This window comes from Micromonospora terminaliae (assembly GCF_009671205.1).
Taxonomy (GTDB): Bacteria; Actinomycetota; Actinomycetes; order Mycobacteriales; family Micromonosporaceae; genus Micromonospora; species Micromonospora terminaliae.
In genome coordinates, this window is the sequence record NZ_CP045309.1 from 3,671,902 (window position 1) to 3,693,411 (window position 21,510).

Sequence of the window (21,510 nt, forward strand, 5' to 3'; positions counted from 1 at the left end):
CATTCGCGACCGCGGTACTCCGCTGCGCCGCGTTCCTCGCGCTCATCAGAGCGCGCCCTTCGTGCTGGGGATCGCGCCGGCGGCCCGCGGGTCGATCGAGGTGGCCTCGCGCAGCGCCCGGGAGACCGCCTTGAACTGGGCCTCGACCACGTGGTGGGCGTCCGGGTGGCCGCCGGGCCGGGCCGCGCGCAGCACGTCCACGTGCAGCGTGACCCGGGCCGCCTGACCGAACGACTCCCAGATGTGCCGGGTCATGCTGGTCGCGTAGACCGGCCCGATGTACGGCGCGAGCAGCGGCTCGTCGTGCACCACGTACGGCCGGCCGGACAGGTCGACGGCGGCCCGGACCAGCACCTCGTCCATGGGGACGGTGGCCGAGCCGTATCGCCGGATGCCGGCCTTGTCGCCCAGCGCCTGGTCGAACGCGGCGCCCAGGGCGAGCGCGGTGTCCTCCATGGTGTGGTGGGCGTCGATCTCGAGGTCGCCGACGGTGTGGACGGTCAGGTCGAAGCCGCCGTGCCGGGCGATCTGGTGGAGCATGTGGTCGTAGAAGCCGACGCCCGTCTCGATGTCGGCCTTGCCGGTGCCGTCGAGGTCGATCTCGACGAGGACCTTGGTCTCCTTGGTGATCCGCTCCACCCGGGCGGTCCGGCTCATGACAGCTTCTCCATTGCAGACAGAAAGGCGTCGGTCTCGGCGGGGGTGCCGGCGGTGACCCGCAGCCAGCCCGGCAGGCCGACGTCGCGGACCAGCACACCGGCGGCGAGCAGCGTGCGCCAGGCGGCGGCCTGGTCGACGGCTCCGGGTCGGGGCGCGGCGTCAGACGCGCCGAGCCGGAGTTGTCGGTCGCCGCCGACCTCGAAGAGCACGAAGTTGGCGTCGCTGTCGGCCACCCGGTGCCCGCGTGCGCGCAGCTCGGCCACGATCCGGTCGCGCTGCTCCATGATCGCGCTGACCGTGCCGAGCAGGGCGTCGCGGTGGGCCAGCGCCGCGCGGGCGGCGGCCTGGGTGAGCGCCGAGAGGTGGTACGGCAGCCGGACCAGCTGCACGGCCTGCACCACGGCCGGGTCGGCGGCCAGGTAGCCGAGCCGGCCGCCGGCGAAGCCGAACGCCTTGCTCATGGTGCGGGTGACCACGAGCCGGGGGTGCCCGGGCAGCACGGCCAGCGCGCTGACCGTGCCCGGCCGGGCGAACTCGGCGTACGCCTCGTCGACGACCACCATGCCGGGCGCCTCGGCCAGCACGGCGGCGACCACGGCCGGGTCGAGCGCCGTGCCGGTCGGGTTGTTCGGCGAGCAGAGGAAGACCACGTCGGGCCGGTGCGCCCGGACCTGGGCGACCGCGTCGGCAACGGTCAGCCCGAAGTCCGCGTCGCGGGCGCCCGGGATCCAGGCCGTGCCGGTGCCGAGCGCCAGCAGCGGGTGCATCGAGTACGCCGGGGTGAAGCCCAGCACGGTACGGCCGGGCCCGCCGAACGCCTGGAGCAGCTGCTGCTGGATCTCGTTGGAGCCGTTGGCCGCCCACACCTGGTCGGCGGTGAGCCCGTGGCCGAGATAGTCGGCGAGGTCGGCGCGGAGCGCCACGGCGTCCCGGTCGGGGTAGCGGTTGAGGTCGCGCAGCTCGGCCGCGACGGCCTTGCCGATCGCCTCGACCACCGGCTCGGGCACCGGGTAGGAGTTCTCGTTGGTGTTCAGCCGCACCGGCACGTCGAGCTGCGGGGCGCCATAGGGCGACAGCCCCCGCAGGTCGTCGCGGATCGGCAGGTCGTCGAGGGTGGTCACGGGGTCTCCCCCGGGAAGCGGGCGCTGACCGCCTGGCCGTGCGCCGGCAGGTCCTCGACTCCGGCCAGGGTGACCACGTGCGGGGCCACCTCGCGCAGCGCCTCCCGCGTGTACTCCACGAGGTGGATGCCGCGCAGGAAGGACTGCACCGACAGGCCGGAGGAGTGCCGGGCGCAGCCGCCGGTGGGCAGCACGTGGTTGGACCCGGCGCAGTAGTCGCCGAGCGACACCGGCGACCAGGCGCCCACGAAGACGGCGCCGGCGTTGCGCACCCGCAGCGCCCACTCGCGGGCGTCCTCGGTCTGGATCTCCAGGTGCTCGGCCGCGTACGCGTCGACCACCCGCAGCCCGGCTTCGAGGTCGTCGACGAGGACCACGCCGCTCTGCTCACCGTGCAGCGCGGTGCCGATCCGGTCGGCGTGCTTGGCGGCCGGCACCTGCCGGGCCAGCTCGGCGTCGACCGCGTCGGCGAGCGCCGTCGACGGGGTGACCAGCACGCTCGCCGCGAGGGGGTCGTGCTCGGCCTGGCTGATCAGGTCGGCGGCGACGTGCGCCGGGTCGGCGGTGTCGTCGGCCAGGATGGCGATCTCGGTGGGCCCGGCCTCGGCGTCGATGCCGACCACGCCGCGCAGCAGCCGCTTGGCGGCGGTGACCCAGATGTTGCCCGGGCCGGTGATCATGTCGACGGGCTCGCAGCGCTCGGCGCCCACCGGGTCGACGGTCGCGCCGTACGCCAGCATGGCCACCGCCTGGGCGCCGCCGACCGCGTAGACCTCGTCGACGCCGAGCAGCGCGCAGGCGGCGAGGACCCGCTGGTCGGGCAGGCCGCCGTTGTCCTTCTGCGGCGGGCTGACCACCACCAGCGAGCGGACCCCGGCCGCCTGGGCGGGAACCACGTTCATGACCACGGTCGACGGGTACATGGCCAGGCCGCCGGGGACGTAGAGGCCGACCCGGTCGACCGGCACCCAGCGCTCGGTCACCGTGCCGCCCGGCACCACCTGGGTGGTGTGGTCGACACGGCGCTGGTCGGCGTGCACCTTGCGGGCCCGCGTGATCGACTCCAGCAGCGCCGCGCGGACCTGCGGGTCGAGGGTGTCCTCGGCCGCGCGGATCACCTCGACCGGCACCCGCAGCCGCTCCGGGGAGACGCCGTCGAACCGCTCGCTCGCCTCGCGGATCGCCGGGTATCCATGCTCCCGGACCGCCTCCACGAGGGGGCGGATCCGCTCGACGGCCACGGAGACGTCGAGTTGGGCACGGGGCAGCAGGCGGCGCGGGTCACGGGCCCCACCGCGCAGGTCGATCCGGTTCAACACCCTTGCGAGTCTAGGCCGCCGGCCCGCACCCCGGCCGGAGCCGCCCGTACGCCGGGACGGTGAGCCGGGACACGCCCCCGGGACGAGATCGGGATACGCTCGATCACGTGACCGCACGGCTGCCGGTTTTCCCGCTCGGGACGGTCCTCTTCCCGGGGCTGGTCCTCCCACTGCACATCTTCGAGGAGCGCTACCGGGCGCTGGTGCGCCACCTGGTCGGGCTGCCCGAGGGCGCGCCACGCGAGTTCGGGGTGGTGGCGATCCAGGCCGGCTGGGAGGTCGCGCCGGCCGGGCCCCCGGGCCGGCCGGGGCCGGTCGGCGGCGACGTCACCCTGCACGAGGTGGGCTGCACCGCCGAGCTGCGGCAGGTCACCGAGCTGGCCGACGGCGGGTTCGACATCGTCACGGTGGGGCGGCGGCGGTTCCGCATCGCCGGGGTCGACGACGCCGCCGCGCCCTACCTCACCGCCGAGGTCGAGTGGCTGCCCGAGCCGACCGGCAGCGACGAGGTGGCGGACCTGCTGGCCGCCCGGGTGATCTCGGTCTTCCGGCAGTACCTGGGCCTCGTCCGGCCGGACCCGCAGGAGATCTCCGAGCAGCTGCCGGAGGATCCGACGGTGCTGTCGCACCTGGTCGCCGCGACCGCGGCGCTGACCGTCGACGACCGGCAGCGGCTGCTCGCCATCGACGACACCGCCGGCCGGCTCCGGGCCGAGCTGCGGCTGCTCCACCGGGAGACGGCCCTGCTGCGCGAGGTCCGGGCGGTCCCCGTGCCGCTCAGCGAGCTGGCTGGTCCCCCGGCGCCGAACTGATCCCCGGCCCGCCCGGCGCCCAGCCGCCGTCCCACTCCGGCTCCGGCCGCAGCGAGGGCCACCTCGACCAGCCGGCCAGCAGGGTGTACGTCACGGCCGCGCCGAACGCCGCCAGCAGCAGGTTGCCGTGCGGCACGGGCAGCGGCCCGTACCAGTCGACGCCACCGGCGCGCAGGTCGGCGGGCTTGGTGAAGTCGGTCCCGGGGGGCGCGGTGTCCAGCAGCCGCTGGTAGGTGCCGAGGCCGATCCGGCGGCCGACCTGCCAGGCCACGACCGCCGCGCCGAGGCCGCCGAGCGCCCCGGCGACCAGGCCGGCGGGGCCGCGCCGCCGGCGCAGCACCACCCACAGGGCGATCGCGGCGAGCACGCCGAAGCCGAGCCCGAGCAGGCTGAACCAGCCGTCCGCGGCGATCGGCTGCTCCGGCTGCGGGGTGGCGTACACGGCGCCCTCGTCGGTCATCTGCACCGGCGTGCCGGGTGCCGCCAGCGACCAGAGCAGGCCCAGCGGCGCGCCGAGCACGGTCAGCAGCAGCGCCGCGGCGAGGGCGGTCCCGGCGGCCCGGCCCCCGCCCCGCCGGGTGGCGGACGGCGCGCCGGGCACGGCGCCCACGACGCCCGGGTAGCCGGCGAGCGGGTCCGCGCCGGGCGCGGTGACCGGGGTGCCGGCCGGCACCGGCAGGCCGCCGGGCCAGCCGGGCACGTCCTCCCCGCTGCTCGGGGAGCGGTCGGGCCGCTCTCCCGGGTCCGGGGCCCCGTGGGGCGGGGCGGCGTCGGTGGGCCGGTCGGGGCGCGGGGAGCTGTCCGCGCCGGCGGGCGGGCGGCCCGCGTCGCCGGGCCCGCCGGCGGCCCGCTCGGGATCAGGGGTGTCCGGACTCACCCGGTGATCCTCTCAGGCGACGGGGCGGCGCGGGGCGGCGGTGGCGGTCAGCGGGTGAACGGTTCCAGCATCACGGCGGCCGCCTTGAGCCAGCCCTGCCGGGTCTCCGCCTGGAGCTGGTGGTACTCGATCGAGGAGCCGGTCTCCAGCGCCGGGTCGTAGGGCACCACGGCCACGGCCCGGGTCCGGGTGGCGAAGTGCCGCTCCAGGTCGTCCTGGAGGGCGGTGCGACCGGGGGTGGGGCAGGAGATGAGGGTGACCGCGTTGTCGGCGAGCTCGCCCATGCCCTCCTCGTGCAGCAGGTCGAGCATCCAGTCCGCGCTGAACGCGGCGTCCTCGCGGGGCACCGTGGTCACCACGAGCTGGTCGGCGGCCTGCATGACGGTGCGCCAGTTGGGGCTCTCGACGTTGTTGCCGGTGTCCACGCAGACCACGTCGTGGGTGCGGCGCAGCAGCTCCAGCACGCGCTTCACGGTGAACTGGTCCAGCCGCTGGGCGAAGCGCGGGCTCTCCTCGCCGGCCAGCACGTCGTACGAGCCGTCGGAGGCGTGCCGCAGGTAGTCGTCGAGGTGCTCCAGGAGGGTGGCGTCCTCCAGGATCTCGATCTGCGCCAGGTCGTGGATCAGGTGCCGGATGGTGCGGGCGTGCCGGGCGCTGCCGGCGCGCAGGCCCAGGGTGCCGCGCAGCTCGTTGTCGTCCCAGGCGAGCACCCCGCGCCCCCGGACGCTGCCCACGGTGGCGGCGGCGAGCACGGTCGCGGTGGTCTTGTGCACCCCGCCCTTCGGGTTGGCGAAGGCGAGCACCCGGGGCCCGCCCAGCTCCCGGCGGAGCACCCCGGCCGCCCGTTCCAGGTCGGTCTCCGGCTCCGGCGCGCGCCACTCCACCCGGGCCGGCTCGATCCGCGCGGGCTCGATCCGCGCCGGGTAGCCCTCGGCCGGCGCCGGGTGGCCGGGGGCGAGCGGGGCCGGCTCGGGGGCGGGGTGGGTCTCCGGCCGGTAGCGGCCCCGGTCCAGCAGCGCGTAGCGGGACTCCGCCGGGGCCGGGTCGGGCTGGTAGCCGCCGTCGAGCAGGGCGTAGCGGGACTCGACCGAGGCGGTGCCCCGGCCGCGTGCCTGCGGCTCCGGATAGCTCGGCTCGGGCGGGCGGACCGGCTCGGCCCGCCAGGCCGGCTCGGCGCGGGGCTCCAGCTCGCCGCGCCAGGACGGCTCGGCGCGGGGCTCCAGCTCGCCGCGCCAGGACGGCTCGGCGCGGGGCTCCAGCTCGGCGCGGTAGGACGGCTCGGCGCGGGCGTCCGGCTCACCGCGGTAGGACGGCTCGGCGCGGTAGGCGGGCTCGGCCCGGTAGGCGGGCTCGCCGCCGTGGCGCGGGTCGGCCCGGTAGGCCGGCTCCACCCGGTAGGTCGCCTCGGCGCGGTAGGCCGGCTCGGCGCCGAAGGACCCGTCGGCGGGGCGGACGACGGCCTGCGCCCGGCCCGTCCAGCCGGTGCCGGCGGCGCGCCGGGGCAGCGGCTCCGGGGGCGGTGGGGGCTCCTCGGCGCGGTGGTCGGTGTCGGGGTGCTCCGCGCCGCGACCGCCGAGCCGGGCCCGGTCGAGCAGCGCCCGCCACCGTGGTGCCGGCTCAGACTGCCGACCCCAGCCGGTTTCGCTGCCGTCCAAGGCCTCGCCCCTCCCCCAGCCCATCGATCTCCGCCTGACAGGCTACGAACGAAACCCTATTCGGACCACACCCCGGTTCGCACATCCCCCGGTGGCCCTCCTCACCGCCCGGCCGGACCGTACGCCACCCACCACCGCGTCTCAGGAGGTGGGAGCCGGATTGGGCGGTCCCGCCCCGGCGGCGGGCCGGCCGGTGGCCGGTGAGGATCCGGTCACCGTCGGTGCGGATTCCGACGAATCGGCCATACCAGGGCTCGGCGCGAGCCCGGTGTCGGCCGGCGGCCGGGCCACGTCCCGCTGCTCCGGCAGCGGCGGGGTGAACACCGTGCGGTCCAGCCGGGTCACCTCCGGGGCGGGGTCGACCGCGCGGACCCCGGACCGGGCGGCCAGCGCCCGCAGGGTGTCCGGGGCGTCCCGCACCACGGCGGCGTACACGCAGGCGCAGGCCGCCCGGTAGCCGGCCGCCTCCCGCGCCGCCACGTCGGCCCCGGTGTCGTACACCCGGCGCAGCCCGGGGTCGGCGGTGGCCGCGGGGGCGGCGGCGCGGGCCCGGTAGTCGGCGGCCTCCCGGTCCTTGCGCACGGCCACCTCGGCCATGCCGGCGACCACGTCGTCCGGGACGCGCAGCGCGGCGATGCGGACGATCTCGGTCTGCCGCCCGGGCACCGGCACCCGGGCCAGCACGGCGGAGACCGGGGCGCCGCCGAGCGCCGTGGCCACCTGCGCCGGCGTCAGGTACGCGCCGAACGAGACCAGGGCGTAGCTGCCGGGCGCCGGGGCGTCGAGCCGGGCGAGTTCGTCGGCGGCGGCGCGCAGGTAGGCCGGGACGGACGCGCCGTCGGCCACGCCGACCCGGGTCACCTCGCCCACCGTCTGGTCCCCCACCGGCCGGTCCCGCCGCTGGGCGACGGCGACCACCAGCACCACCAGCGCGCAGGCCAGGGCCAGCCAGGTGAGCGCGGCGGAGCGCGACCGGCGCGGCGGCTCGGTGTCGGTGCTCATCGGCGGGTCAGTCGCCGAGGATCTCCAGCGCCCGGGCGAGGTCGTCCGGGTATTCGCTGACGAAGGTGACCTCGTCGCCCGTGCGCGGGTGCGCGAAGCTCAGCGAGCGGGCGTGCAGCCACTGCCGGCTCAGCCCGAGCCGGGCGGACAGGGTCGGGTCGGCGCCGTAGGTGAGGTCGCCCACGCAGGGGTGCCGCAGCGTCGAGAAGTGCACCCGGATCTGGTGGGTACGCCCCGTCTCCAGCCGCACGTCGAGCAGGCTGGCCGCGGGGAACGCCTCGAGCGTGTCGTAGTGGGTGATGCTCGGCTTGCCGCCGGAGACCACCGCCCAGCGGTAGTCGTGGTGCGGGTGCCGGTCGATCGGGGCGTCGATGGTGCCGCGCAGCGGGTCCGGGTGGCCCTGCACCACGGCGTGGTAGCGCTTCTCCACCTCGCGGTACTTGAACGCCCGCTTCAACGCGGTGTACGCCTGCTCGCTCTTGGCGACCACCATGATCCCGGTGGTGCCCACGTCGAGCCGGTGCACCACGCCCTGCCGCTCGGCCGCGCCGCTGGTGGAGATCCGGTGGCCGATGCCCGCGAGCCCGCCGATCACGGTGGGGCCGGTCCAGCCCGGGCTGGGGTGGGCCGCCACCCCGACCGGCTTGTCCACCACCACGATGTCGTCGTCGGCGTAGACCACGGTGAGGCCGGGCACGGCCTGCGGCACCACGGTCGGCGGGGCGGCCGGCGCGGGCAGCGTGACCTCCAGCCAGGAGCCCGCCTTGACCTTGTGGGAGTTGGGCCGGACCGTGCCGTCGACCAGCGCGTCCCCGGCGTCGACCAGCGCCGCCGCGGCCGTGCGGGACAGCCCGAAGAGCCGGGACACGGCCTGGTCCAGCCGCATGCCGTCGAGCCCGTCCGGGACGGGCAGGGAGCGGTGGTCGCCGCCGGCGGCGAAGGCGGAGGTCACGCGGCCTCCCGCTGCCCGGCGGGGGTCTGCTCGCCGGACCGCTCGGCGGTGGCCCGGGAGCCGTCCCGCTGCCGGCCGGTCAGCTCCAGGAACACGGCCAGCAGCACGCCGCACACCAGCGAGCTGTCGGCCAGGTTGAACACCGGCCAGACCTGCCCGTACGGGTCGAAGAGGCTGACCATGTCGACCACGTGGCCGACGAAGTGCCCGGGGGCCCGGAAGATCCGGTCGGTGAGGTTGCCCAGCGCCCCGCCCAGCACGAGCCCGAGCGACACGGCCCAGGGCAGCGACCGCAGCCGCAGCGCCATCCAGGCGATCCAGGCGACCACGCCGATGGTGATCAACGGGAAGACCCAGGTGTGGTCGGAGCCGATGCTCCACGCGGCGCCGCTGTTGCGGGTCAGGCTGAGATAGACGGCGCCGCCGAGCAGCGACACCGGGCCCCGCCCGGTCAGCTCCGACAGCGCGAGTTGCTTGGTGACCAGGTCGGCGACGAGCGAGGCCAGGGCCACGCCGAGCAGCAGGCCGGTCGCCTTGCGGCGGGGCGTGCCGGTGCCCGGCTCGGCGGTGCCGGACCCGGCGGGCGGTGCTGCGGTCATCTGCTCCCCATCGACGCTCGCGACGGTGGCGGTCACCGTCTGCCGTTCGGCCGCCGGGGAAGGGACGTCAGCGCCGCTCCTCCAGCTGCTTGCAGCTCACGCAGAGGGTGGCCGACGGGAAGGCGGCGAGCCGCTCCACCGGGATCGGGTTGCCGCACCGCTCACACCAGCCGTAGCCACCCTCGTCGAGCCGCTCCAGCGCGCGCTCGACCTGCGTGATCCGTTCCTTGATGCTGTTGGCGAGTGAGATCTCCTGCTCGCGCTCGAACGTCTTGGTGCCGGTGTCGGCCTGGTCGTCCCCGGCCGAGTCGGTCAGCCGGTCGCGCTGCAGCTCGGTGATCTCGCTCAGCGTCTGATCGTACTCGGCGTTGAGCTCGTCCCGTCGTGCCGCCAGGGCGGCCCGGATCTTCTCGGTCTCCGCGGCGCTGCGGGTGGCCTTCGCCACCGGCTTGCGGCCGGCGGTCCTGGTGTCGGCTGGCTTCGCCATCGTCAGCTCCCTCAGCCGCGTACCGCGGCGGTCAACGTGCCTGGGCGGGGATCGCCGCTACGGCGTCCCCGGGTACAGAACGGGCGCGCGGCAGCCAGGCCGCGCACTCCGGAGGGTGGCAAGAATACGGAACGTATCGGCGTCCGACAACGTGCCGCACCGTCGCACCGCGTTTCAGCCCCGAACAGCCACCAATTGGGGCAAAGGGAACGCTAGCAGATCAGCCGGTCCGGTCCTCGCCGTACTCGCCAAACCACCGGGCCAGTCGACCCCGGCGGCTCACCGCCCGCAGCCGGCGCTCCGCCTCGTCCCGCACCTCCGCGGTGGCCACGATGAGCAGGCTGTCCCCGACCTTGAGCCGGGTGTCCGGGCCGGGCACGAAACCGGCGCCGTCGCGCAGCACCAGCGTCACCGAGGCGCCCACCGGCAGCCGCAGCTCGTCCACGTGCACCCCGCCGAGCCGGGAGCCCGGCGGCACCTCCAGCTGGAGCAGGTCGGCCCGCATCCGCTCCAGCGGGGCCGTCTCCAGCAGGATCTCGGCGGCCTCGGCCGGCGCGGTCACCCGGAGCCGGCGGGCCGCCGGCGCCAGGGTCCCGGCCTGGAGCAGCGTGAAGATCACCACCAGCACGAAGACCGCGTCGAAGAGCCGGTCGGCGCCCGGCACCCGCAGCGAGAGCGGGATGGTGGCCAGCACGATCGGCACCGCGCCCCGCAACCCGGCCCAGGAGAGGAACAACTGCTCGCGCAACCCGATCCGGAACGGCAGCGCCGAGACCGCCACCGACAGCGGCCGGGCGAGCAGCAGCAGGGCCAGCCCGGTGACCACCGCCGGCAGCACCGCCGCGTCCAGCCGGCTCGGCGAGACCAGCAGGCCGAGCAGCACGAACAGGCCGATCTGGGCCAGCCAGGCCAGCCCGTCGGCGAAGCCCAGGATGGCCTGCCGGTGCGGCAGCCGGGCGTTGCCGAGCAGCACGCCGGTCACGTAGACGGCGAGGAAGCCGGAGGCGTGCAGCACCGAGCCGGCCGCGTACGCCAGGACCGTGAAGCCCACCACCGCGATCGGGTAGAGGCCGGCGGACGGCAGGGCGGCCCGGCGCAGCACGTACCGGCCGGTGATGCCGGCGGCCACCCCGACCGCCGCGCCGACGCCCAGCTCGTAGCCGACCAGGAGCACCTCGTACCACCAGGGGTGGGCGGCCTCCACGCCGGCGCGGGACAGCAGCAGCACGAGGATGACGACCGGGGCGTCGTTGATCCCGGACTCGGCCTCCAGGGTGGCCACCAGCCGGGGCGGCAGGCGCAGTCGCCGCAGGGTGGCGAAGACGGCCGCCGCGTCCGTGGAGGAGAGCACCGCGCCGTAGAGCAGCGCCAGCCGCCAGTCCAGGCCGAGCAACAGGTGCACCACCACGCCGACGACCAGGATGCTGACCGCCACGCCGACCGTGGAGAGCGCCGTGGCCAGGCCGAGCACCGGCCGCAGGGTGCTCCACCGGGCGCTCAGCCCGCCCTCCGCGATGATCACGATGAGCGCGCAGAAGCCGAGCACCCGGGTCAGCTCGACGTCGTCGAAGCGGATGCCGAGGCCGGCCTCGCCGATGGCCACCCCGAGCGCCAGGTAGGCCAGGAGACTCGGCACGCCGAGCCGGGTGGAGAACCGCACGGCGCCCACCGCCACGAGCAGGACGGCCGCGCCGACCAGCAGCGCGACATCGAGCCCCGGCGTCATGCCCGGCCCGTCCGGAGGGTCCTCACCCGGCCGATCCGTCGCGGAGGCGCCGGAGCACGTCGGGCAGCCCGGGGGCCGGGTGCGCGACCAGGAAGAGCTTGTCCCGGCTGGCCGCGCCGGCCCGCAGGGAGACCGCCGCCGGCCGGACGCCGAGCGCGTCGGCCAGGGCCCGGCGGGCCGCCTCGGTGGCCCGGCCGTCGACCGCCGGCGCGTTCACCGCCACGACCAGGGCCGGCCCGTGCGGCCCGTCGAACCGGCCGCCGACGCGGGCCCGCGAGGCGCCGGGCTTCACGCGTACGGCGACAGTGAGCGCGTCGTCCATGGTCACCATGATCAGCGCGGCCGGGCCTCGGCGAGCAGCGTGGTCGCCGGTGCGCAGCGACCGCACGGGGTGAAGCCCAGCTCGACCGCCTCGGCGACCGGCAGCGGCTCGTCGGCCCGGCCCACCAGCTGGGCGCAGCCGGGCAGGTGGAAGCGGGGATGGCCGTCGACCACGCGGACCTCGCCGTCGAGCCGGACCAGCCGGGCGACCTCCCCGTCGGTGAGGAACTCGGCGGGCGGGTCACCCTCGAACGGGCCGTCGGGCGCCGGTGACGTGGGCGCGGGCCCGTCGAACGCCGCCTCGGCACGGGACGGCTCGCGCGGCGTGGGCGGTGAGTAGGGCTCGGCCGGCGGATCGAACGCGGCCGCCGGCGCGTAGGGCTCGGGCGGCGAGTACGGGTCGGACGCGGTCGGCGGGTCGGTCACCGGTGGACCGGGTGGTTGCCGCCACCCCGGTCCACCGGTGCCCGTCGTCGACGTGTGGTGCGGGACCGCGAACTCCGGCTCGTCCGGGGACGGGCCGGTCGGCGCGGTCCGGCGGCGCGGCCCGGTCTCCCGGCCCGCCGCTGCCCGGGCGGCGGCCGCCCGGCGGGTGCCCGCCACGAGGGCGACGGCGGCCAGCAGGCTGGTCGCGATCGAGATGATCAGCAGCGGGCTCGACCCACTGGCCAGCCCGGCCACCAGGAGCACGACGGCGACGAGGATGAGCGGGACGCTGGCTGCTGTCACGGCTCACCCCCGGCCGCGTCGTGTCGGTCGTCGGTGCGGTCGGTGGCCGCCGCGGGGACGGCCACCGACGGCGGGATCAGCGGCCGGACTCGAGCGAGCCCGTGCGGCCCCCGCCGTAGGAGCCGGCGAGGCCGGCGGTGGCGAGGCCGTTGCTGCCGCCGGCGGCACGGGTGCCCTCGGAGCGGTTCATCTCGACCTCGAGGCCCTGGCCGCGACCGTCGAGGTCACGCAGCTGGCTCTCCAGGTAGGCCTTGAGCCGGGTGCGGTACTCGCGCTCGAACTGCTTGAGCTCCTCGATGTGCTTCTGCAGCGCGGTGCGCTTGGCGTCCAGGCCGCCCATGGCCTCCTGGTGCCGCTGGCGGGCGTCCCGCTCCAGGGCGTCGGCCTTGGCGCGGGCCTCGCGGGTGACCTCCTCGGCCTTGGAACGGGCCTCGGAGAGCAGCTGGTCGGCCTCGCGCCGGGCGTCGGACACGTGGTCGTCGGCGGTGCGCTGGGCCATCATGAGCACCCGCAGCGCCTGCTGCTCGCCGTCGGCGGCGGAGGTCGCCGGGCCACCCTGGGCGCGGACCTGCTCGAGCTCGGCCTGCATCGCCCGTGCCGCCTGCTCGGCGGCCGCCTTGTCGCGCTGCACCCGGTCGAGCTGGGCCTTGACGTCGTTGAGCTCCGCCGCGAGGCGGGCGTCGCCGCCGGGGCCGGCGGGAGCCCCGCCCCGACCGCCGCGCTCCACCTGGGCGCGCAGCTCGTTGTTCTCCTCGATCAGACGGGCAAGCTCGCGCTCGACCTCGTCCAGGAAGGCGTCGACCTCCTCCTCGTCATACCCCCGCTTGCCGATCGGCGGCTTTTTGAAGGCGACGTTGTGGACGTCGGCCGGGGTCAGCGGCATCGAAACTCCTCGGGTCAGTTGCGGCCGCGAAAGCGCTCTGGTCAGGCAAAGGCCAGGATCAGGCGCCTAAACACGAACTCCATCAGCACGAACAGGATAACCAGGAGCACAAGGGAGGCCAGGTCGATGCTCACGGTACCAATTCGCAGTGGTGGGATCACACGCCTCAACGCTCGCAGGGGCGGATCAGTGACGCTCCACACGACTTCCAATCCTGCCGATGCTCCACGGCCCGGTTGCCAGCGGCGACCGTAGGCCAGAACGGCGCCGAGGACAAATCGGGCCAAAAGCACAAGCAGGAAGAAATACAGGAGCAGATAGAGCACCTGGAACAGGATCGACAACACGGCAGGCGAGTCCCTCGGTCGCGCGGGCTAGCTCAGGCTGAAAAAGCCGCCCTCAGCGATCTTGGCCTTGTCCTCCGCGGTGACCTGGACGTTGGCCGGTGAGAGCAGGAACACCCGGTTGGTCACGCGCTCGATCGTACCGCGCAGGCCGAACGCGAGCCCGGCAGCGAAGTCGACCAGACGGCGGGCGTCCGCCTCGTCCATCTCGGTGAGGTTGATGATCACCGGCACGCCGTCGCGGAAGTGCTCACCGATGGTGCGCGCCTCGCGGTAGGTCGTCGGGTGCAGCGTGGTGATCTGGTAGCGCTGCTCGTCCTCGGGCACCACGGCCCGCTCGCGCGGCTGGGCCTGCGGCGCCAGGGCGAGGTTGTCCCGGGTGTGGTAGGTCAGCGCGCCGGAGGTCTCGCCCGCGCCGGAGCGGGTGATCGACCGGACGCTGGACCGCTCGGTCCGCTCCGGCCGCTCCACCTCGGCACGGTCGGTCTCGACGGCGCGGCTCGACGCGCGCTCGGTCAGCCGGCCGCGGTCGCCCGTCCGCCCACGGGTCGCCGGCGGCTCCTCGGACTCGTCGTCCTCGTCGTCGGCGAACTCCTCCGCGTATCGGCTCGACCGGTAGCGCGACTCGCGGTAGCCACCCTTGTCGTAGCCACCGTCGTCGTACGCCCGCTCATCGTCCTCCTCGACGAGACCGAGCCAGACCCCCGCCTTGCGCAGTGCACCCATCCCCGCGCCCTTCCGTCCGCCGTGCGGCACGCGCCCCCGTGCCGTGTCGCTTGATCACGAGTGGACAACGATGCCCACCGGACCGGATCGGCAATCCCCGGGCGAGCGATTCGCGGTCCGCTCGCCACGGCCCCCGGCTACGGGAATGCCGTTCCTGAACAACACTGATGTAATTTGCTTCTTTCGCGGTCAGGCTACCGCAGCGTGGGGCGCATTCCGAGCAACGCGCTGCCGACGCGGACATGTGTCGCGCCGTATCCGATCGCGATTTCCAGATCGCCGCTCATTCCCGCGGAGAGCACCGTCGCGCCGGGATGGTCGGCGCGGAATCGCGCCGCCACCTCGGCCAGCCGGCCGAACGCCCGCTCCGGTTCCCAACCCAGCGGGGCGACCGCCATGAGGCCGGCGAGCCGCAACGCGCCGGCTCCGGCCACCGCCGCGGCCACCGCACCGAGGCCCCGGTCCGGGTCGGCCGCGTCCGGCAGCGCACCGCCGCGTACCGGATCGCCGTCGACGCTCACCTGCACGAGCACGTCCAGCGGCCGGTCCCGGGCGGCGGTCGCCGCGCCGTCCAGAGCGGTCGCCAGCCGCACGCTGTCGACCGACTGGACCACGTCGGCGTAGCGGACCACCGAGCGGGCCTTGTTGCGCTGGAGCTGGCCGATGAAGTGCCAGCGCGGCACGGCACCGGCGGCGGCCGCCTCGGCGGCCTTCGGTGCGGCCTCCTGGTCGCGGTTCTCCCCCACGTCGGTCACCCCGAGCCCGGCCAGCGCGACCACGTCGGCGGCCGGGTACGTCTTGGTCACCGCGACCAGCGTGACCTCGCCCCGGTCCCGGCCCGCCGCCGCACAGGCGTCGGCGATGCGGGCCCGGACCCGGGCGAGGCCGGCCGCGAGCTCGGCGCGACGGTCGGGTCGCACCGTGGTCGGTGAATCGGTCATCGGCGCGGCTCAGGACCCGTTCTTGAGGAAGTCCGGCACGTCGACGTCGTCGAAGAGCACCCGGCGCGGCGACTGCTGCGGCGGGGGCACGGCGGCCGGCGGCGCGACCGGCGGATTCGGCTGCGCCGGCTGGTTCTGGTTGCTCTTGCGGGGCGCGTCGGCGGCCTTGTACGCCGGCATGCCACCGTCGAAGCCCGCCGCGATCACGGTGACCCGCACCTCGTCGCCGAGCGCGTCGTCGATGACCGCGCCGAAGATGATGTTCGCCTCCGGGTGGGCCGCGTCGGTGACCAGCTGCGCCGCGTCGTTGATCTCGAACAGGCCCAGGTCGGAACCGCCAGCGATGGAGAGCAGCACGCCCCGCGCGCCGTCCATGCTCTGCTCCAGCAGCGGGCTGGAGATGGCCGCCTCGGCCGCCTCCACGGCGCGGTTCTCACCGCGGGCGCTGCCGATGCCCATGAGCGCGCTGCCGGCGCCGCTCATCACGCTCTTCACGTCGGCGAAGTCCAGGTTGATCAGACCCGGCGTCGTGATCAGGTCGGTGATGCCCTGGACACCGGAGAGGAGCACCTGGTCCGCGGTGCGGAAGGCGTCCATCATGGAGATGTTCCGGTCGCCGAGCGCGAGCAGCCGGTCGTTCGGGATCACGATGAGCGTGTCGCACTGGTTGCGCAGCTCCTCGATGCCGGACTCGGCCTGCACCTGGCGGCGCTTGCCCTCGAACGAGAACGGCCGGGTGACCACGCCGATGGTGAGCGCGCCGAGCTTGCGGGCGATGTTGGCCACCACCGGCGCGCCGCCGGTGCCCGTGCCGCCGCCCTCACCGCAGGTCACGAAGACCATGTCGGCGCCCTTGAGCACCTCCTCGATCTCGTCGCGGTGGTCCTCGGCGGCGTTCTTGCCCACGTCGGGGTTGGCGCCGGCGCCCAGGCCGCGGGTCAACTCCCGGCCGACGTCGAGCTTGACGTCGGCGTCGCTCATCAGCAGCGCCTGCGCGTCGGTGTTGATCGCGATGAACTCGACGCCCTTGAGCCCAACCTCGATCATCCGGTTGACGGCGTTCACGCCGCCGCCCCCGATGCCGACGACCTTGATGACCGCCAGGTAGTTGTGCGGAGGTGTCATCTCCGGTCCTTTCCCTTCGAGATTGGCATGGGCCGACCCCACACGGCTTTGCCAGACCAGCGGCGGAGCATTTCCCAGCTGTTCCGACGGCTGAAACCCTCACCCTCTACTAGAGGCTTAGAGCGATGTCAACCACTGATCTCTTCGGGGCAACGTATGCGCCGCCGCGCGCTGAGCCAAGGACCTTTCCGGCGTGTCGCCCGGGGAGCGGGCCGGCTCACGTCGCCGCACCGGCGGATCACTGGAAGGTGACCACGTCCGGTGCGCTGACGTCGATCGTGTCGGCCTTCCGACCGAGCAGGGCGGTGGCCACCTTGGACTTGTCCGGGCTGCGGGTCGCGTCGCCCCAGACCACCTTCCGGTCGTCGCGCAGCAGCAGGGTGATCCGGGCCAGCCCGGCCACGTCCACCGCGACCAGTTCGGCGCGCAGCTTCGGGCTGAGCGCGGCGAGCACGTCCAGCCCCGCCCGGGTACCGGGATCGTCGGGAGCCGGCCGGCCGACCCGGACGAGCGGCAGCCCGGCGGGCGCCTGGTCCAGGGTCTGGAAGACCACGCCGGCCCGGTCGACGACCGCCCAGCGCTCGCCCTGCGGCACCGCCGCCACCGGGGTGCGTTCCACCACCCGGATCACCAGGGTGCCCGGCCAGTCCCGCTCCACCGTGGCCCGCTCCACCGGAGCGAGCGTGCCGACGCGGCGGGCGGTCGCGGCCAGATCCACCCGGGCCAGCGGGGCCTCGTCGGGCACGGCCGCGGCGTCGCGTACCTCGACCGGGGTGACCAGCGTCGCGCCGACCACCCGCACCTCCCGGACACCGAAGAGGCCGGTGCCCAGCACGGTCCAGGCGACCAGCCCGGCGACCGCCAGCACGGCGACGGTGACCGCCCAGGGCAGCGCGGCGCGCATCCGCCGCTGCCGGGCCCGGGCCATGAAGCGCCGGGTGGACGGGGGTACGGCGTCCGCGCCGGCCCGGACCAGCTGCCACCGCCGGGCCGGGTTGCGCCGGCCGGCCCCGCCGTCCTGGCCGGGGGTGCGGCCGCGGGCCGGGCCGGGGCTCATCCGGCCGTGGCCGCCGCGCCGTCCGGGTCGACGCCGGTGCCGATCGCCGCGGCGCCACCGGTCCGGGCCAGCAGGGCGTCGAGCAACTGGTCGCCCATCAGCGAGATCGGCGGCGCGCCCATGGTCACCACCACGTCGCCCGGCCGGGCCCGGCGGGCCACCTCGGCCGGCACGTCGTCCCACGCCTCGACGAAGACCTTCCGGTCGGGCGGGAGCGGCACCACCGACAGCAGCGCGGCCGAGCCCTCGCCGGGCTGGCGCAGCTCGCCCGGGCCGAAGACCTCCAGCAGCACCAGCTCGTCGGCGATGCCGAGGGCGGCGGCGATCTCCGCCTGGAGGTCCCGGGTGCGGTAGAGCCGGTAGGGCTGGAAGACCACGATGAGCCGGCCCTCGCCGGCCACCTCGCGCAGCGTCTGCAGCGCCAGCGTCATCGAGGTCGGGTGGTAGGCGTACTCGTCGTAGACCAGCACGCCGTCGGCGACGCCCTTGCGCTCGAAGCGCCGCCGCACGCCGGGGAACGCGCCGAGCGCGGCCTCCGCCGCCGTGATCGGCAGCTCCATCAGGTACGCGGCGAGCACCGCGGAGGCGCTGTTGAGCCCCATGTGCCGCCCCGGCACCGGGAGCCGGATCTCGCCGAGCGACCGGCCCTCGATCTCGGCCAGGTAGCGCACCCCCTGCGCGGAGGACGCCATCCCGCTGAGCTTCAGGTCGGCGTCGGCGGACTCGCCGTACGTCCAGACCCGGCGGCCCTCGGCCCGCAGCGTCTCGGCCAGCCGGCGCCCGCCCGGGTCGTCGGCGCAGGTGACGATGAAACCCTCGGGGTCGGTGAGCCGGGCGAACTCGGCGAACGTCGCCTCCAGGTTGGCCAGGTCGCCGTAGGTGTTGAGGTGGTCGGCCTCGATGTTCGTGATGATCGACACGTACGGGCGGTAGATGAGGAACGAGCGGTCGCTCTCGTCCGCCTCGACCACGAAGTACTCGCCGGTGCCGTGGTGGGCGCCGGAGCCGACCTCGGAGATCTCGCCGCCGATCACGAAGGACGGATCGGCGCCGGCCTGCTGGAGCACCATGGTGACCATCGAGGTGGTGGTGGTCTTGCCGTGGGTGCCGGCGACGGCCACGGTGCGGCGGCCGGTCATGGCGGCCGCGAGGGCCTCCGAGCGGTGCAGCACCCGCAGGCCGCGGCGGCGCGCCTCGACCATCTCCAGGTGGTCCTGCGGGATGGCCGACGAGTAGACGACTGTGTCCACGCCGTCGAGGTTGGCCGCCTCGTGGCTCATGTGGATGGTGCCGCCGAGCGCCCGCAGGCCGGCCAGGGACGGCCACTCCCGCAGCTCGCTGCCGGAGACCGGCAGGCCCCGGGTGAGGAAGAGCCGGGCCAGGCCGCTCATGCCGACGCCGCCCACCCCGATGAGGTGGATCCGGCCCAGGTCCTCCGCGGTCATCGTGCCGGCGGGGGTGAACTGCGCGGTGTTCATGCGACGTACCTTCCGGTCGCGGCGGCCGCCATCAGCGGCTCACCGCCTCGTAGACGAAGTTCAGCAGGGCCACGTCGCCGTCGCGGCGGCCGTACGCGGCCGCGGCGGCGCCCATGGCGGCGAGCCGCTGCGGGTCCCGGATCAGCGGGATCACCGTGCGCTCCACCCAGGCCGGGGTCACCTCGGCGTCGTCGACGAGCAGCCCCCCGCCCGCCTCCACCACGGGCAGCGCGTTGCGCTTCTGCTCCTGGTTGCTGTGCGGGTACGGCACGTAGATGGTGGGCAGGCCGATGGCGGCCACCTCGGCGCAGGTCATGGCGCCGCCGCGGCCCAGCATGAGGTCGGCGGCCGCGTAGCCCAGCTCCATCTCGGACAGGTAGGGCAGGGTCACGTACGGCACCGGCAGGTCGGTGGGGACGGAGACCGGCTCGTTGCGGGCGCCGATCACGTGCAGCACCTGCACGCCGTTGCGGGCCAGTTCCTTGGCCGCCCCGGAGACCGCCAGGTTGATCGAGCGGGCGCCCTGCGAGCCGCCGGCCACGAAGAGCACCGGAAGGTCGGGGCGGAGGCCGAAGTGGGCGCGGGCGGCGTTGCGCACGGCGGCCCGGTCCAGCCCGGCGATGCCCCGGCGCAGCGGAACCCCGACCACCCGCGCGTCCCGCAGCGACTCGGCCTGCGCCGGCTGGTGCGGGAAGCCGACCGCGACGTTCTTGGTGAACTTCATGCCGAGCCGGTTGGCCACGCCCGGCGGCACGTTCACCTCGTGGATGACGATGGGCAGCTCGCGCCGCCACGCGGCCAGGTAGCCGGGGACCGAGACGTACCCGCCGAAGCCGATCACGACGTCGGCGCGTACCTCGTCGAGGATCTTGCCCGCGGCGCGGGCGGCCTTCCACATCCGGTCCGGGGTGCGCACGAGGCTCATGTTGACCGAGCGGGGCAGCTGGTAGGCCGGGATCTGGCGCAGGTCGTAGCCGGCCGGCGGGATCAGCTCGTTCTCCAGCCCCTTGGGTGTGCCGAGGCAGGTGATCCGGACGCTCGGGTCGTGTCGGCGCAGGCAGTCGGCGAACGCGAGCAACGGGTAGATGTGCCCACCCGTGCCGCCTCCGCAGAGCACCACCGAACGCAGCGGACCCATCAGCGTCTCCTCTCGCTCGCCGTGCCGGCGCGAGCCCGGTCGGACCGGGCGCCGCGGGCCGCGGCCTGGTCGTCCTGCCGCCGCTGGCGGGACCGGGGCACGGACCCTCGGTCCGCCGGTGGCGACGCCGGTCGGCGGCGCCGGCCGGGAAGCGGCGGCAACGGGGCCCACACTAGTCGGACCCACCGGGCCGGCGGACGGGCATGCAGGGCCCGGGCGGCGTCGGGCTCGGCGCGGGCGAAGGAGGCGAGCATCCCGACCGCGGCCAGGGTCACCACGAGGGCGCTGCCGCCGTCGGAGATGAACGGCAGGGGTACGCCGGTGAGCGGCAGCAGCCCGGTGACCCCGCCGATGTTGATGACGGCCTGGCCGACGAGCCAGGCGGTGACCCCGGCGGCGGCGAGCCGGCGGAACGGGTCCTCCACCCGGCGGGCGATCCGCAGCCCGGTGTACGCCAGCACGGCGAAGAGCACGAGCACCACCGTGCAGCCGACCACCCCGAGCTCCTCGGCGATCACCGCGAAGATGAAGTCGTTGTGGGCCTCGGGCAGCCAGCCGAACTTGGCGCTGCCCTTGCCCAGCCCGACGCCGAACCAGCCGCCGTGCTCGATGGCGTTTCGGGCCTGCACGATCTGGTAGCAGCCGGTCTCGGCGCAGCCGGACGGGTCGGACTGGTTGAGCCAGGCGCTGAACCGGCCCAGCCGGTAGTTCTCGGCACCCCGCTCGCCCGAACCGGCGCCGAGGGAGGCCGCGGCGATCAGCAGACCCACGCCGAGCAGCCCGACGGCGGTGAGCGCGGCGAAGACCTGCAGCCGCACACCGGCCGCCCAGAGCAGGCCGACCACCAGGGCTAGCAGGCAGAGCATGCTGCCCAGGTCGTTGTAGCCGACCAGCACGAAGAGCAGGCCGACCACCGGGAAGAGGGGGGTGGCCAGCTCCTTCCACCAGCCGAGCGCGGCGCCCTTGCGGACCAGCACGTGCGCGCCCCACAGCACCAGCGCGAACTTGGCCACCTCGACCGGTTGCACCGAGATCGGGCCGAGGTAGAGCCAGAGCAGCTCGGCCTTCAGCGGGCCGATGGACTTCACCCGGAGCAGGGCCTCCAGCGCGACCAGCAGGTTGAGCAGGAGCAGCAGCACGACCGCGAGGCCGAGCGCGGGGCGGCTGCCGGCCCGGAACGTCTTCGCGGGCAGCCGCTGGCAGGCCCAGAACGCCACGACGCCGATCACCGCGAAGATCGTCTGCTTGACCAGGGACGCCGTGGCGTTCCCCTCCTCGGCGTAGTCCTTCACGCTGGTCGCCGAGAAGACCATGGTCAGGCCGATGAGCAGCAGCAGGCCGGCGCTGGAGAGCAGCAGGTAGTAGGAGGCCAGCGGCCGGGCCAGCAGGCCACGCAGCGCGGCCAGCCCGCCGGCCGCGTCCAGCCCGAGCAGCGGCCCCGGCGGGTCGGCCGGGCGGGTCGCCGCGGGCGGCCGCCGGGCCTGCGTGTCGGTGGCGCCCTCGGTGTCTCGTCCCTCCCCCACCCGCCCATCATGGCGGCTCGACCCGCCCGCCCGTG

At 75.1% G+C, this 21,510-nt stretch carries 22 protein-coding genes; 1 reads left to right on the plus strand and 21 read right to left on the minus strand.

Annotated elements, in window-relative coordinates:
- Positions 1-45 precede the first annotated feature (45 nt).
- The 3 genes from hisB to hisD are packed head-to-tail and all read right to left on the minus strand — an operon-like array spanning position 46 to position 3,100.
- Positions 46-657 carry an imidazoleglycerol-phosphate dehydratase HisB gene (gene hisB / locus GCE86_RS16580; protein WP_154227815.1) on the minus strand — a complete coding sequence of 204 codons (612 nt, stop codon included), beginning with the start codon at positions 655-657 and terminating at the stop codon, positions 46-48.
- Positions 654-1,781 (minus strand): histidinol-phosphate transaminase, encoded by a 1,128-nt coding sequence (locus GCE86_RS16585; RefSeq protein ID WP_154227816.1) that lies wholly within the window; start codon positions 1,779-1,781, stop codon positions 654-656. The genes hisB and GCE86_RS16585 overlap by 4 nt, the downstream gene beginning before the upstream one ends.
- Positions 1,778-3,100, minus strand: coding sequence for a histidinol dehydrogenase (gene hisD / locus GCE86_RS16590; RefSeq protein WP_154227817.1), 1,323 nt, complete (start codon positions 3,098-3,100; stop codon positions 1,778-1,780). Before hisD ends, GCE86_RS16585 begins: the two co-directional genes overlap by 4 nt.
- Positions 3,101-3,207: 107 nt before the next feature.
- Between hisD and GCE86_RS16595 the strand changes: the two genes are divergently transcribed.
- A complete protein-coding gene (locus GCE86_RS16595) occupies positions 3,208-3,912 on the plus strand; it encodes an LON peptidase substrate-binding domain-containing protein (protein ID WP_154227818.1) in 705 nt (234 codons plus the stop codon).
- Here GCE86_RS16595 and GCE86_RS16600 read toward each other — a convergent pair.
- From GCE86_RS16600 to GCE86_RS16685, 18 genes are all read right to left on the minus strand, one after another.
- Positions 3,878-4,789, minus strand: a complete 912-nt coding sequence (locus GCE86_RS16600) for a DUF2567 domain-containing protein (protein ID WP_420846474.1) — start codon at positions 4,787-4,789, stop codon at positions 3,878-3,880. The two genes, GCE86_RS16595 and GCE86_RS16600, sit on opposite strands and share 35 nt — an antisense overlap.
- A gap of 47 nt (positions 4,790-4,836) precedes the next feature.
- Positions 4,837-6,444 carry an AAA family ATPase gene (locus tag GCE86_RS16605; protein WP_154227819.1) on the minus strand — a complete coding sequence of 536 codons (1,608 nt, stop codon included), beginning with the start codon at positions 6,442-6,444 and terminating at the stop codon, positions 4,837-4,839.
- A gap of 141 nt (positions 6,445-6,585) precedes the next feature.
- Positions 6,586-7,446, minus strand: a complete 861-nt coding sequence (locus tag GCE86_RS16610; protein ID WP_154227820.1) for a hypothetical protein — start codon at positions 7,444-7,446, stop codon at positions 6,586-6,588.
- Positions 7,447-7,453: 7 nt separating this feature from the next.
- On the minus strand, positions 7,454-8,398 hold the full coding sequence (locus GCE86_RS16615) for an RluA family pseudouridine synthase (RefSeq protein WP_154227821.1): 945 nt from the start codon (positions 8,396-8,398) through the stop codon (positions 7,454-7,456).
- Positions 8,395-8,997, minus strand: a complete 603-nt coding sequence (lspA, locus tag GCE86_RS16620; RefSeq protein WP_154227822.1) for a signal peptidase II — start codon at positions 8,995-8,997, stop codon at positions 8,395-8,397. The genes GCE86_RS16615 and lspA overlap by 4 nt, the downstream gene beginning before the upstream one ends.
- A 67-nt stretch (positions 8,998-9,064) precedes the next feature.
- Positions 9,065-9,484 (minus strand): TraR/DksA family transcriptional regulator, encoded by a 420-nt coding sequence (locus tag GCE86_RS16625; protein WP_091268039.1) that lies wholly within the window; start codon positions 9,482-9,484, stop codon positions 9,065-9,067.
- Positions 9,485-9,704: 220 nt separating this feature from the next.
- Positions 9,705-11,210: a potassium/proton antiporter gene (locus GCE86_RS16630; protein ID WP_154227823.1), complete on the minus strand. Its 1,506-nt coding sequence runs from the start codon at positions 11,208-11,210 to the stop codon at positions 9,705-9,707.
- A gap of 22 nt (positions 11,211-11,232) precedes the next feature.
- Positions 11,233-11,532 carry a DUF167 domain-containing protein gene (locus GCE86_RS16635; protein ID WP_420846475.1) on the minus strand — a complete coding sequence of 100 codons (300 nt, stop codon included), beginning with the start codon at positions 11,530-11,532 and terminating at the stop codon, positions 11,233-11,235.
- Positions 11,533-11,543: 11 nt separating this feature from the next.
- Positions 11,544-12,260: a hypothetical protein gene (locus GCE86_RS16640; protein WP_154227824.1), complete on the minus strand. Its 717-nt coding sequence runs from the start codon at positions 12,258-12,260 to the stop codon at positions 11,544-11,546.
- 76 nt (positions 12,261-12,336) lie between these two features.
- Positions 12,337-13,143, minus strand: a complete 807-nt coding sequence (locus GCE86_RS16645; RefSeq protein ID WP_154227825.1) for a DivIVA domain-containing protein — start codon at positions 13,141-13,143, stop codon at positions 12,337-12,339.
- Between the two features lie 41 nt (positions 13,144-13,184).
- The gene (locus GCE86_RS16650) at positions 13,185-13,490 is read right to left on the minus strand and encodes a YggT family protein (protein ID WP_091268049.1); all 306 of its coding nucleotides are present in this window, start codon (positions 13,488-13,490) and stop codon (positions 13,185-13,187) included.
- Between the two features lie 27 nt (positions 13,491-13,517).
- Positions 13,518-14,213, minus strand: coding sequence for a cell division protein SepF (locus GCE86_RS16655; protein WP_154227826.1), 696 nt, complete (start codon positions 14,211-14,213; stop codon positions 13,518-13,520).
- A 194-nt stretch (positions 14,214-14,407) separates the two neighbouring features.
- On the minus strand, positions 14,408-15,154 hold the full coding sequence (locus GCE86_RS16660) for a YggS family pyridoxal phosphate-dependent enzyme (protein ID WP_154227827.1): 747 nt from the start codon (positions 15,152-15,154) through the stop codon (positions 14,408-14,410).
- 9 nt (positions 15,155-15,163) lie between these two features.
- On the minus strand, positions 15,164-16,279 hold the full coding sequence (ftsZ, locus tag GCE86_RS16665; protein WP_154227828.1) for a cell division protein FtsZ: 1,116 nt from the start codon (positions 16,277-16,279) through the stop codon (positions 15,164-15,166).
- Between the two features lie 238 nt (positions 16,280-16,517).
- Positions 16,518-17,336, minus strand: coding sequence for a cell division protein FtsQ/DivIB (locus GCE86_RS16670; RefSeq protein WP_154227829.1), 819 nt, complete (start codon positions 17,334-17,336; stop codon positions 16,518-16,520).
- Positions 17,333-18,814, minus strand: coding sequence for a UDP-N-acetylmuramate--L-alanine ligase (murC, locus tag GCE86_RS16675; protein ID WP_154227830.1), 1,482 nt, complete (start codon positions 18,812-18,814; stop codon positions 17,333-17,335). The genes GCE86_RS16670 and murC overlap by 4 nt, the downstream gene beginning before the upstream one ends.
- A gap of 31 nt (positions 18,815-18,845) precedes the next feature.
- Positions 18,846-19,952 carry an undecaprenyldiphospho-muramoylpentapeptide beta-N-acetylglucosaminyltransferase gene (gene murG, locus GCE86_RS16680; protein WP_091268064.1) on the minus strand — a complete coding sequence of 369 codons (1,107 nt, stop codon included), beginning with the start codon at positions 19,950-19,952 and terminating at the stop codon, positions 18,846-18,848.
- Positions 19,952-21,385: an FtsW/RodA/SpoVE family cell cycle protein gene (locus GCE86_RS16685; protein ID WP_204342664.1), complete on the minus strand. Its 1,434-nt coding sequence runs from the start codon at positions 21,383-21,385 to the stop codon at positions 19,952-19,954. The genes murG and GCE86_RS16685 overlap by 1 nt, the downstream gene beginning before the upstream one ends.
- Positions 21,386-21,510: the final 125 nt, after the last annotated feature.